This is a genomic window from Streptomyces sp. NPDC027663, assembly GCF_055566415.1.
In genome coordinates this window covers 57,023-69,760 of sequence record NZ_JBVHSK010000011.1, presented here as the reverse complement: position 1 = coordinate 69,760, position 12,738 = coordinate 57,023, and the positions used below count along the sequence as shown (strand labels likewise).

8 protein-coding genes are annotated in these 12,738 nt (G+C 72.5%); 4 read left to right on the top strand and 4 right to left on the bottom strand.

Annotated features, from left to right (window positions below; all coding sequences use genetic code 11):
• The first annotated feature begins 32 nt into the window (after positions 1 to 32).
• Entirely contained in the window at positions 33 to 1,145 is a 1,113-nt protein-coding gene (locus ACZ4SF_RS26340; RefSeq protein ID WP_468388715.1) for a catalase family protein, read from the top strand.
• Positions 1,146 to 1,494: 349 nt separating this feature from the next.
• Here ACZ4SF_RS26340 and ACZ4SF_RS26335 read toward each other — a convergent pair whose 3' ends face one another.
• From ACZ4SF_RS26335 to ACZ4SF_RS26320, 4 genes are all read right to left on the bottom strand, one after another.
• A complete protein-coding gene (locus ACZ4SF_RS26335; protein WP_468388713.1) occupies positions 1,495 to 2,817 on the bottom strand; it encodes a hypothetical protein in 1,323 nt (440 codons plus the stop codon).
• A complete protein-coding gene (locus ACZ4SF_RS26330) occupies positions 2,801 to 3,595 on the bottom strand; it encodes a Crp/Fnr family transcriptional regulator (RefSeq protein ID WP_468388711.1) in 795 nt (264 codons plus the stop codon). Before ACZ4SF_RS26330 ends, ACZ4SF_RS26335 begins: the two co-directional genes overlap by 17 nt.
• Before the next feature lie 308 nt (positions 3,596 to 3,903).
• A complete protein-coding gene (locus ACZ4SF_RS26325; protein ID WP_468388709.1) occupies positions 3,904 to 5,844 on the bottom strand; it encodes a caspase family protein in 1,941 nt (646 codons plus the stop codon).
• 1 nt (position 5,845) lies between these two features.
• Positions 5,846 to 9,493 (bottom strand): CHAT domain-containing protein, encoded by a 3,648-nt coding sequence (locus ACZ4SF_RS26320; protein WP_468388707.1) that lies wholly within the window; start codon positions 9,491 to 9,493, stop codon positions 5,846 to 5,848.
• Positions 9,494 to 9,881: 388 nt separating this feature from the next.
• Here ACZ4SF_RS26320 and ACZ4SF_RS26315 point away from each other — a divergent pair, with 388 nt between their 5' ends.
• The 3 genes from ACZ4SF_RS26315 to ACZ4SF_RS26305 all read left to right on the top strand — a co-directional run bounded on the left by ACZ4SF_RS26315 (position 9,882) and on the right by ACZ4SF_RS26305 (position 12,734).
• The gene (locus ACZ4SF_RS26315; protein WP_468388705.1) at positions 9,882 to 10,943 is read left to right on the top strand and encodes a hypothetical protein; all 1,062 of its coding nucleotides are present in this window, start codon (positions 9,882 to 9,884) and stop codon (positions 10,941 to 10,943) included.
• Between the two features lie 81 nt (positions 10,944 to 11,024).
• On the top strand, positions 11,025 to 11,807 hold the full coding sequence (locus ACZ4SF_RS26310) for a vWA domain-containing protein (protein WP_468388703.1): 783 nt from the start codon (positions 11,025 to 11,027) through the stop codon (positions 11,805 to 11,807).
• Positions 11,808 to 11,894: 87 nt separating this feature from the next.
• Entirely contained in the window at positions 11,895 to 12,734 is an 840-nt protein-coding gene (locus ACZ4SF_RS26305; RefSeq protein ID WP_468388701.1) for a PP2C family serine/threonine-protein phosphatase, read from the top strand.
• Positions 12,735 to 12,738 lie beyond the last annotated feature (4 nt).

Here is a 12,738-nt window from a genome sequence, read left to right as displayed (position 1 = left end):
TGGGCAGTACACCACGAGAGGGAGGCGGCACAATGAATCCTGTCCGCTACGAGGACTACCGACCCGTCGAACGCCCGTCCTACCGGGAGGAGATGGAAGCGGTCGTTGCCCAGGTGGCGCGTCGTACTCGCGCCTCGGTCGAGCGCGAGACCGTCGGCCGCGCTGTCCGCACGGCTCACGGCAAGACCTACGGCCTCCTCAGGGCCACGGTCACGGTTGGTGACAATCCTGGCTTCTACCGGCAGGGAATCTTCGCCCGGCCGACCGCCTACGATGCCGTCGTCCGCTACTCGAACGGCTTGGGCCACGACCGCCCCGACCACCAACTGGGCGCGGCGTGCGGAATGGGCATCAAGCTGTTCGGAGTTGCCGGCCCCTCGCTGCTGGACGACGAACGAGACAGCGGCACCTTCGACCTCAACCTGATCAACAACGATGTCTTCTTCGCGAACACGGCCTACGACTACATGGTGATCGAGGATTTGTTCGCCGAATTGCCCGAGGCCCTCGTGGACCCAGCCCGCCGCAAGACCTGGATGGCGGAGTTCCTGACCCGTCGGCAGACGCTCACCGATCCCGACAGCTGGCTGTGGGACGAACTGCTCGCCATGCTGTCGTTCACCGGTGTCCCGCGCAGGAACCTGCTGTCGTACAGCTACAACAGCATGGGCGCCTTCCGGTACGGCGACCACATCGCCAAGATCCGTACTGTGCCGACCGCCGCGTCCCTGGCCTCGCTCACGCACCAGATCGTGGACGTGCGCGCGGACAATGAGGCATTCCGCCGCACCCTGGTGGCCGAGGCTGCGGAGCGAGACCACTCCTTCGAACTCCAGGTCCAGCTCAACACCGATCTTGCCCGTATGCCGGTGGACAACACGTCCGTCAAATGGCCCGAGGACCTGTCCCCCTGGGTGACGGTCGCCCGGGTGGATCTCCCGCGCCAGGAGATCGGCGGGAAGGACAACCTGGCGGCCGCCGACGCCACGTCGATCACGCCGTGGCGATCACGCGAGGACCACCGACCCATCGGCGAGATCCAGCGGGTGCGGCAGGAGGTGTACCGGCGCTCGTCCATCGAACGGCACCGCATCAACGGACAACAGCGGCGCGAACCGGCCGGCAGCGCTGAGCTGCTGGGCTGAGCTGTCTCGATCGCGCCCCGCCGCCAGAAGAGGCATCGACGACAACCGAGGTCCTGTCCAGCTCACCGCGGGCACCGAGCTGTCCAGCACCGCCTGGTGCAGCCGCCGCCACAACCCGCTTTCGTCCACGCGGTGAACCGGCGACGCGCGGTGGCCGGCGATACACCAGACGTTCCCGGCATCAAGCCGGACGAGCGGACGGCGTGGCTGACCAACCCGCGGCGTCGACCGACCAGGGAAGCGTGCTGCCCCTGACAGCCAGGCACCTGCACTGCCGGCGTCCTCGCGGACCACCCTGCGCTGTGGTGTCCAGCGCGGACGACGGGGAGTGCGGTCGCGAAAGGCGGCATCATCCTTCCGCCGCCGGAGCCGGGCGTTCATGTGCCCGGCTCTCCCGCGGCGCCGGAGTGGGGAGTGGCCGGATCCAGGCCACGCCGGTGAAGCTCTTGGCCGGCACGTGGATCTCCGCGCGCCGGAACCCCGTGCCGGTCAGACCGCTGTAGCCGTGGGGGACGAGGTCTTGGTAAAGGCCGTCCGAGAAGGCGGCGACCAGGTGGGTCGCGGGGTTGTCGGCGAGGGTACGGCGCACGGGGTCGGAGTCGAGGACACGGAACAGGGAGACCACCGCGGAGCCCGCGTACCCGCTGTCCGCCTCGTGGACGATGCCCTGGTGCAGGCAGGCCCTCATCCGGACGCGCTGCGGGGGGCGGGCGGTGGCATTGGCCTCGGCCAGCGCCGCGGCGAGGCCGTCCAGGAGATCCGGTACGACCCGGGTCTCGTCGACGCCCGGCTCGAACACGAGCAGATAGCCGTCACCCTGTGCCTGGCGACCGCACCTGTGCCAGTCGATGCCGGCCCGCAGGCACGCCGCGCGCAGGGCACGCAGCAGGACTCGCTGCACACGGACCATGTCGGTGTTGTCGCGGACGCTGTACCTCTCGATGTCCACGGCGAGGCACAGGCGCCGTAGTCCCGGTGGCAGTCGCTCTCCGGCGGCCGAGGCACTGTCCTCGTAGGAGGCGAGTGCCCAGGCGCCGGGCAGGGCACCCTGTGGATCGGTGGGCCGTACGGCGGCGGGCCAGAGGTCGGCGGCCGGGAGCCGGAACGGTGTCTCCTGCGGGGTCTGCGCCTCCCTGCGCCGGAACGTACCTCCGAGCACCGGCTGCACGGTGACCGTTGACAGGCTCAGACTGCCGGACAGCCCGGTCGAGGCCGCCGGGAGCCGGACGACGGCTTGGGCCCACCGCCCGTCGGGGCGCAGCGCACCGCTGCGCCCGGGCGCCCGGAACACCCATTGGAGCCGGTCCTTTCCGAGCCCGAAGGCGGCGACGTCGGCTCCGTCGGCTGCCGTACTGCCGGGGGCCGGGTGCAGGGTCACGGCGTGCGAACCGTCGTCGAGCCGGACGGTGAGGGTCGCCTCCCGGTAGTCGCGGCCGCCCGGAAGTTCCTCGAGGTCGAACGGGAAACAGAGCAGGATGTCGCGCGGCGCTCGTCCGATCGCGGTGGGGCCGACGGCGACCGGGGGCAGGGCGTAGGCCAGGGGGCGTCCCAGGGAAGCGCCGGTGATCCGGTCGCGAACGGGCTCACCTCCTTTGGGTACCGCCGTGTCGCGGGCCAGCAGGTCGACGGCGGCCAGTTCGTCATCCTGTGCGTGGTCACGTCCCAACTCCACGGCTCCCCTCACCTCTTGTGCGGCGGCCGGTACTCGGCGTCGGTACCGGGTCGTCGTCCGTCCCGGTCAGCCGGGCGGACATGCGCAGTCCGTCCGGTGAGAGGACCGTCAGCCGGCTGTAGCCGACCTGGACGACGCCCCTGCGGGCCAGTTCACCGAGGACGTGGTGCACGCGGCGTTCCCTGGCCCCGACCAGCCCGGCGATCTCCGCCTGGGTCAGGCGTGGCCCGATGAGGACGCCGTCCCCCTGCGGCCGGCCGTAGTCCTCCACGAGATCGAGGAGGACCCGGGCCACGCGGGTGGCCACCGGACAGCTGCGGAAGTCACCCCTGCGCCGCACCGACCAGCGGTTCTTGCGCACGAGCATCCGGCTCACCGCCAGGGCGGCCGCGGGATACCGGTCCAGGCAGCCGAGGAAGTCCCCTTGCCCTATGCGCCGGGCGGTCACCGCACCTGCCGCGGTGACGGTGGCCGACCTCGGTCCGTTGTCCAACGCGGCGAACTCACCCACGATTTCTCCACCGAGCCGGACTGCCAGCAGAGCCGTGTCGCCGTTCTCGGAGAGGGCCGTGACCTTGGTGACGCCGGTCGTCAACAGCAGGACGAAGGTCTCCTGCCGGCCTTCGCCGAGCAGTGTCTCCCCCGGGGCGTAGGTACGGGGTGTCCCCAGGGAGAGCAGGGCCTGCACGGCCTCCCCGGAGCCGGCCAGCTCCGCCAGGAGCGTGCCGTGCGGCCAGTGGTCCCCGGGCCGCAGGCTTGTGGGATGCTTCTCCGGCATAGCGGCACCTTCCCGACCTCACCGGCGCCTTGTGGCAGTTGCGACATGCGGCATCGTAATGCTCCGGTCAGCGTCAAAGCCGTGGTTCGGCAAAGAAGTTGTGCTCCGCACCGCCTGCCGGGAGGCACTCCCGGGAACACATGCTCGCTGCGCGAGGAGGACGGCACGAAACCCGGCCGTCGAACGACGACCGGTTCCCCGTGCTCGCGCCGCGTACCGTCGGAGCCGGCGGCGGGCGGGCGGCCGCGGCGGCTCGCCCCGCCCGCGCGGCGCGGCCGGCGCCGCAGCGCCGGCTCAGCGCAGTGGATTCATGCGCCGGCCTCCCTGGGGTACGGCAGAGCGACGGCATGCACGCTGCGGACGCAGTAGTGGAACTCTTCCGCCCCTTCCATGACTTGATCCCTGAACGCCCCCCACACCTCCTGCAGCAGAGGCTTCAGGGCCGGCTCGATGGCTCCCGCGGTCCGGCGGGCCTCGGCCGACGTGAGCACGTTCAGGTCCATGGGGCGGTCACCGACGAGGAGGTGCACGGTCTCCGGTCGCGCCCCCGAACGGGGGACGTCTGCGGGCCATGTGATCTTGACAGGCCTCGTCGTGCGCGTGCTGCGGTACGGGGCACCGTGGGGTTCGAGACGGTAGCCGCTGGGCTGGTCGTTGGTCACCGGGGTGGTACGACCGCTCAGTCCGACACCGAGCACCCAGAAGTACAGCGGCTCCTCGGCATGGTTCGTCACGGTGACGCGGTAACGGTCCCGGTCGTACAGGCGCTCGCCCACCCGTGGCAGGGTGCGCCAGATGCCGCTGCGGGCCGGGTCCTCGATCTCGAACCGGACCTCCACTTCGGCGGCCAGCAGGGCCCCGCCCTCCGGGTCGCGCAGGGCGCGCACCCGATCGCCCCGTGCCAGGTCCTCCAGCAGCCCGGTGAGCCGGGCGAGTTGAGACGGAGTCGCCTCCGACGGCTCCCGGAAGGGCAGGCCGTCGCCGTTCACCACGGTGGCGGTGCCGTTGCGGAGACGGACGGTGGCGAAGGCACCTTTGCGGGTCTCGGCCAGCCGGGGACAGTCGGCGAGCCGTCGACGCAGCGCGTCGGCAACGGGGCCGCGGCCGTCGACGCACACCAGCCGGCGATCGTGCACGCGCAGCGGCAGGGCGTACGAGCCAGGTGGCAGCTCCGCCGTGAACAGCCCGGCAGGCAGGGGAGATTCACCGGAGGGCGCATCGGTCTTCGACGCCGTACGCAGTACGGCATCGCCTCCCTCCATCGTGTCCACGGTGGCCTGCACCGTCTCGGCCGTGCCCTCGCCCGGCTCCCCGCCTCCGGGCTCCTGGCCCGTGGCTTCGAAGCACACCGGGTCCCGCCCGAGGCCGTCGCGCGGAAACACCATGCGCAGCGTGTCCCTGCGGTCGAGGCCGAACAGAGCGCCACCGGGGACGACGAACCGGCCGTTCCTGCGGACCAGGGGCAGCCGGTCCGGTTCCGAGCGCTCTTCCAGGGAGAACGGCAGCCGCCCGGAGGGCCCTCCGGCGTCCGGCCACTGCAGCGGCTGCCGCTGCTTGACCCGGTCGCGCACGCGAGCGATCAGCGATGACCAGGGCACCGTGCGGGCCGCGGGTACGTCGAGCAGGTCGGCCAGTGCGGCAGTGAACACCCCCTGGCGTCCGGCGCCCGGGCGGATCTCGGCCTCGAACGCCGTCCCGTGCTGCGGACAGGCCGACAGCCTGACGGCATTCGGGACCAGCGGGGCGTTCCGGCGGGCGAGGGCGGCGGCGCGGGCGAGCCCGTCGTCGTGCATCACCTTGGGCGGAGCCACCGACTTGAGCAGCCACCGGCCCGGCTCGCGGCCGGCGTCGCGCACCGCTCCACCGGAGTGGCACGCGTCGAGCACGCACGTGACGTTGGGCGTGATACGGCTGAGCACACGGACCGCGGCGGTCAGCTCCGCGGCCACATAGCCCCTGAAATCGTCGGGTGTGCTCTGTTCGATGTCGACGGGCACAAGGTACTGCAGGTCCCCGTGGAGCGCGCCGTGTCCCGAGAAGTAGACGACGACACCGTCGCCGTACCTGGTGTCCCGGCACAGCTGTTGCAGCGCCCGTGTGATGCCCGCGTAGGACGCCTCCTTCTCGACGTGGGCACGGATGTCGGTGAAGCCGTGCTTCCCCAGCACCCGGTGCATGACCTCGACGTCGGTGTGCACGCCCGTCAGGCCGAATGTCTGGGCGCCGATCAGCACCGCGCGCAGTGTCATGTCATACCCCCACGTGGATGAAGGGCGCCCAGTGGTACGGGTGCCGGTCGTCCGCTTCCGCGGAGCGCAGCTGTTCGCTGTCCCTGGTCCCGAGGCGGGGCCAGGACCGGGAGCGGTACGCGGGTCCCGGACGCACGCCGGCCCGGGCGCTGAGCGCCAGGAACTCCTCGTCCCGTTCCGTACCCGACAGGTCCCGCACCTCCAGCCGGGCCTGCGCCAGCGCCGCGCCGACGGAGGCCGCCGGATCGTCGGCGAGACGGCGGTAGGTCCGGGTGACCACCAGGCAGCCAGTGCTGTCACGAACCGGCCAGAGCGAGACCACGGCGTGCCGCGCGCCCGTGATCAGCGCCGCACGGGTCAGCCCGAGGACGTCACCTCCCGCGGTGGCGGTACCGCGTCCGGTGTCGCAGGCGGACAGGGTGAGCAACTGCGGGGCGTGAGCGGCGGTGAGCAGGTCGGCGAGTCCGAAGTGGTCGTCCCCGGCGAGCTGGAGCCGGCCGCGGTGGGGAGCGAGGTCGTCGACCAGCCCGTGGGTGGCGAGGTGGAGCACCCCGCAGCTGCTCGCCGCCTGCAGCACCTCCGCCCGCGTCGCGGCACTTCCCGTCAGCAGTCGGTGGCGGGGCAGCAGCCGGGCGATCTCCACCGTCTCGGCCGCGGTGCCGGGCAGGGGCGCCAGTCCGAGGCGGGGGGCGCAGGCGGGGTTGCCCACCAGGAGTGCGTCGAGGTCCGGCCAGGGCCGCTCCGGGGGCTGGCGGTGGAGCCGGGTGAGGAGGGACGCCGCAGGGAGGTACGACACCTCATGGGTGGCGCCGAGCACGTCTCCCTGCCAGGGAAGCGCGTGGAAGGGCAACAGCGCGAGACCGGCCGGCAGGACCACGATCACCTTCCGCCGGTCGCGAAGCTGCCGGCGGAAGGGCTCCAGCAGCAGCAGGGCGAGCTCCTGGCCATCGGCTTCGCCGTCACCGCCGCCGTCCTCACCGGCACACCAGGCGTGGAACCGGCGCACGCTCGCGACAGTGCCGTGGGCCCAGCGGGCGTGGCGCCGCGGGCGCAGGGTTTCACGGGTCATGGCCCAGCCGACGAGGTCGTCGTCGTGAAGGTGGTAGGTGAGCAGGACGGCGTCCCGAGGCAGTGCGGCGGCGACGGCGGCGGCGTCCGGCGGCTCGGTGGTGTGCGACGCGGTGAACGCGGCGGGGGCGAGCCTGCGTACCTCCGACTCGGCCGCGTCCAGGGCCCGTTCCGCCTCGTCGATCCGGCGTCTGCGCTCGTGGGCCGGCGCGGTGACCGCGCTGCGGCGGATCGCCGCGGCCTCGGTCTCGAACTGCGCGGACCAGCGGATCTCGGCGGCCAGCCAGTTCTTCACCGCGGTGTGAGCCGCCCGGTCGCCGCCCACGGAGTCGAGGGCGCGCACGGCGTCGAGGAAGCCGGAGCGGGTGCGCTCGGCCAGGTCGAAGGAGGCAGCGACCGCGTCGGGTCCGCGGCCTTCCAGCAGGGACAGCACGGCGGCGTGATAGAGGCCGGCGACCACCGGATCGTCGGCGGACGAGGCGCGCAACGCGTCACGGGCCAGCCTGATGCGGCGCTCTTCGTATGCCGACAGCCCCCGCAGGGCGTGATCGGCCGCCTTGTCGTACCCGTCCCTGCCCAGCTCCAGGTCCGCTTCGATCGCGGGCAGTTCCCAGGGCTGTGCGGGTGCGGGGCCGCCGGCGCCGATCCGGCGCACATGCGGTGCGGCGCGCTCGGGCTCGCCCACGCTCAGCCACAGGGCGGCGGCCTGGATCGCGGAGAGGTGCTCCTCGATCGCCGCCACTTCGGCGCGGGCCGCGTCCCCGTTGCGCAGGTCGAGATGGGCGGAGCAGCGCACGAGTCCCGCGAACAGCGGGTCCGTGATCCGTTCGGCCTCCCGGAGGGTCTGGTGTGCGTGGAGGTCGGCTTCCGCTACCAGTCCGGCCGAGCGGGCGCGCCGGGAGCGGAACCAGGTCTCCTGGGCACGGGAGGTGACGAGGTCGGACTCAAGCATGCCGAGCACGGTCCACAACGCCTCCGGGGAGACCGGGTCGGTGTCGGCCGTGTCCGTGTCCTTCGCGTTCGCGGTGGTCAGAAGGCGCTCGGCGACGTCGATCGCCGACTGGGTCGAGGAGCGTGTGGCGGCGATCAGATCAGGGTCCCGCAGGGCCGACGCCTGGTCGTGGAGGACCTTGCCGCACTGGATGACGCCGAGGCAGTCGGCCAGGTCGGGCAGCTCGCCCCGGTCGGTCCGCCGCTGGATGCGGTCGAGGTGTTCCTGCTGTTCCATGCCGGTGAGCACGAACGTGGCGAGGCGGTGGCCGGCCCGCTGGTAGGTGCCCGCCGTGGCGCGGGCCGCCGGGTGTCCCCGGTCGCCCGCGGGCTCACCGGTGAGCCGGTTCGCCAGCAGGTCGGCCCGTTTGCTCTTGACGGCCTCGCCCCGCGCGCCCCAATACCGCGACCGGGCCTCGACGAGGTGGCGCAGCCCCCGCAGCCATGACGAACTGCCCTCCGTCGTGGCCCAGTCGACGATCTGTCCGGCGGCCGCGGCTTCGGCCTCCCCGGGCTCCTCCGCCTCGATCAGGTCGAGCGCTCGGTGGACGCGGAGCAGCGCCGTGCACCCGCCGTCGCCGGCGGAAACCGCCAGTCCGAGGGCCTGGTCGAGAAGATCGCGGCACTTCGTGTGCCGGCCGGCGAGCCGGTGCGTGTGGGCGAGGCGCAGCAGCGCCGCCGCCCGGCCGCGCGAGGATCCGGCCGAACCGTACGACGCTTCCGCGCGCTCGTAGCTGTCGGCGGCCGCCGCAAGCACTTCCGGGCCGGGCGGGGCCGGTTCGAGGGCGCAGTGTTCCGCTGTTCCCGGGGGGCCGAGCTCCCAGTCACCGGTGAGTAATGCAGCGAAGCCCTCGGCGGCGTGATTGCCGGTGATGCACTGCTCGGCTTCCCGCAGCAGGGGCGCTGCCGCCGCCCGGTCACCGGCCCGGACACGGAGATCGGCCGCGAGCAGCCGGTGGTACGCGCGGGCGTCCGCGTGACCGAGGTCCAGAAGCGCCTCGTACAGTCCGTCGAACCACTCCAGCGGCTGCAGCACGTCGTCCGCCGGCTCTCGCTCGGTCCAGGCGTTCCGCGCTGCGTATCGCAAGGTCCGGGCCCTTGCCGCGACCGAGGCCGTGGCGTGGCCGAGCGTCACGCGGGCGGAGAGCAGCACGACGCCGACCTGCCCGGCGAGATGTGCGCAGAGCCGGACCGGCGGATCCGCGATCGAGGCGATGGCCGCCTCCATCCCGGAGCCGGCATCGGTCAGTGCGCGGAAGGCTTCGCGCCGGAGGGGGAGGGGCGCCGCGCCCGGGTGCCAGTTGTGCTCCATCGCCACGGCTGCCGCACGCAGTGCCCTGTCCAGCGATGCGTGGCCGGGCATCGCGGGCCTGGAACGCGCCAGGAGAGCCAGGGCCCTCTTGGGTTCGCCGGCCGCGAGCGCCGCCGCGGGCTGAAGCCATCTGTCCCACGCGGGGTCCTGGGTGCTCGGTTCCCCGGAGAGGTATGGCGCCGGGTCGGTGCCTTTCTGTTCGGTCAGCAGCAGTCCGATCAGCCGCTCGTGGGCACCCCCGGCCTCCCCGGCCACGGCCCCGCCTTCAGTGTCGGCCATGCCTTCCCCCTGTCCCCGCGGTATGAGCCGGGACTTTGATACCGCACCACTCCCGTGGCCGATTCCGCAATACGACGGGATCTCCGCTGCTGGTGAGTGGCATGGTGCGGAGCGGGTCGGGAGCCATGTGCAGATGGGGGGCGAGAGTGTCATGGAACGGCCGTCTCAGCACGTCGGAAGCAGGTTCCCGCTCGCGCGACTCAGGGCGGCGCCCCGGCGCACAACGGCGTTCGTGCGCGCCGTCACGCGACTCCACACTCCTGCTCACGGCCCCAAGTTGTCCGACAACCATCTCGGCGGTCACCTGTGCCCTGCCACGCTGTTCCGGTCGGCGCGCAGGGGCGAGGACCGGTCCTGCGCGGCATCGGGGGAGTACCCGGGGGGACATATGGCACGGGCGGTCGGACGCGCCCTGGCGACGCTGTCGGCGCTGCTCATCCTGACGGTCCCCCTGGTGGGTGCTTCGGCAGGCGACGGCACCGAGGTTCCGACGGAGCTCGACCGCACGGCGGAAGCGATCGCCGAGGCCCCGGAGCACGGCGCCCTCGTGGTGACCGTGGAGCAGCCGCTCGACCTGGACGGCGGCGATGTGGAGCAGGGCATGCGGCGTGTCCTCGCCGCCAAGGAGAAGCACGACGTGCGACTCGTGGTCGTCCAGACGGGACCCGACAGCGGGCCGGGCGGGGCGGTGCTCCTGCTGCTGGCGGACGCAAGGGCGGTCGTCGCCCGGGACGCCGTCATCAGCACACCGGCGCACCCGGTCCTGCACGACGTCAGGAAACTGAAGCTCTGTGCACATGACCAGGCGAATCTGTGCCGGCTCCTCGAACAGGGCAACGGACAGCGGATTCAGGTGAAGGAAGCCGGGCTGCCCGCATCCGACCCCCGTATGGCGCCGCACGAGCGGGGGGCACTCGAGAAGGCCGGAGGGCCCGTCAAGCTGCACCGGCTCCAGTTGCCCCCGCCGGACGACTCCGACGAGGAAAACCCCGGTCCGGCAGGAAAGCTGCTGGTGATGCTGCTCACCGCCGGGACCGCGCTGTTCGTCCTGGCGGTCCTCCGGACCAGGTACCGGCCCGCCTCCGCCGCCGGAGGCGCAGACGACGCCACCCTGCCCGCCCCCACGCCCGCGACCGACTCCTGGTCGCCGGCCCCTACCGCCGCATCCACGCCCGCGCCGCCGCGAGGTGCACCGCAACGGCCGTGGCCCGCGGACCGTGCGGAGCCCGCCCCGGGCGGCCCGCGCGCCGTGCCTGACGGCCCCGTCCGCCCGGCGACCGTACGCACAGGCCTGCATCCCCAGGGATACGTCGAACTGGACGGCTGGCTGTACCGCGCGAGCTGGGCCGAACCGCACCTGGCCCCACCGGCCCCCGGCGCGACCGTCGACGTCACCGACTGCCGGCCCGGAGCCCGCCTCGCCTACGCACCCGGCGACTTTCGAACCTGACACGGGAGCCGGACACCGGAGCCGGACAGCAACGAGCAACACCCGCACCGCACCACGGACACGACAAGGGGATCACGTCCCATGCACCCAGCGAATCCGGGCCCGCCGACCACCCCGCCGCAGGACCTGCCCGCCGCGTACGCGGACATCGAACTCGGCAACAACTCCCAGCGGCTGCCGCTGCTGCTGTGCCTGGACATCTCCAGCTCCATGGCGGGCGAGCCGATCCGGCTGCTCAACGAGGCACTGGCCCTCTGGGGGCGCGAGATCCAGGACGACGTGGGCCTCAGCTCCAGCGTCGAGATCGCCGTGGTGACCTTCGGCGGCACGGGGATCGGAGTCTGGCAGGGCCCGAACCTCCTCGACCCCCAGGCCCCGGCCAGTCCCTTCGTCACCGCCCACCGGTTCCGGCCGCCGCAGCTGACCGCCTCTGGCGTCACGCTGCTCACGGAGGCCGTGGAGACCGGGATGCGCCTGGTGGCGGAACGGAAAGCGGAGCTTCGCCGATCCGGGCTGCAGTACTACCGCCCGCAGATCTGCCTGGTGACCGACGGCCTGCCGACCGACAGCCAGGGCATGGCGACGGATGCCTGGCGCCGGCTCGTCCCGGTGCTCGCCGCGGAACAGGACGCGAAACGCTTCCGCTTCTACGCCTTCGGCATCGGCGGGATCAGCGAACACGGTCAGCAGGTGCTCCGGGAACTGGCGCCGAAGTACCACGCCACCCTCAAGGGCTTCCCGTTCCGCGACCTGCTGCAGACCATGTCCGCGAGCGCCAGCGCCGAACAGCAGGGGGCGGAGGAGGAGACCTTCGAGCAGCTGTTCAACCGGTTCAAGACGCAGCGTCCGGCCTGGGGTTCCTGAGAGCGAGCAGCGAGGGTGAGGAGCGATCGGGTGGCGCGGGCTACAGGGACCGGACCGGTCGAGGGCCGGGCGTGGCGGGTGCACGGCATGAGCGTGCAGGGGTACCGGCACGCCCAGCAGGGGATGCCGTGCCAGGACGCGTGGGGGACGACGCACAGCGGGCCGGCGCATTCCCCGATCACGGTCCTGGCGGTGGCGGACGGCGCGGGCAGCAGACCGCGCTCACAGGAGGGCGCGCAGCTGGCGGTCCAGCTGGCCACGTCGGTGTACGGGGCCCGTCTGGGCGAGCGAGAGGGCGTGCCGCGGAGCGCCGAGGATCTCCGCAACCAGCTGCGGGATGCCTTCTCGGAGGTGCTGGACGCGTTCCTCGACGGCACCTGGGCACTGTCCGCCGACCGCGCGGGCGGCACTGCCGGCCGCAGCGGCCCGGCGGACTTCGCCACCACCCTCACCGTGGTGGTGCTGGGTCCCGGCTGGCTGGGCTACACCTCGCTGGGCGACGGGTTCGTGGTGCTGCGCGCCGGTGAGGAGGACGGCGAACCCCAGTTCCATCTGCTGCCGCAGCCCGAGGCCGCGGGCGAGTACGGCAACGAGACCACGTTCCTCAGCTCGGCGGACGCCGCGCTGAGGGTGGGGATCGCCTGTGTGCGGGACGACGGCGTGGACGGTGTCGTGGTCTCCACCGACGGTCTGGCGCAGGCTGCGCTGTCCCGTGCGCAAGGACCGGTGCTCTCGGCCAACCGCTCGTTCGCCGCCTCGGTGCTGCGCTCGCTGGACCGTCCGGGCCCGGACCCGCGGTCCGACGCCCGGGAGCTGGAGGCGCTGCTGCTGTCGGACCGGCTCACCGCGCTCAACGCGGACGACAAGACGCTGGTGCGGGCGGTCCGTACGACGGATGGTCCGGGGTTCGGAGGGGAGCTGCCGTGACGGG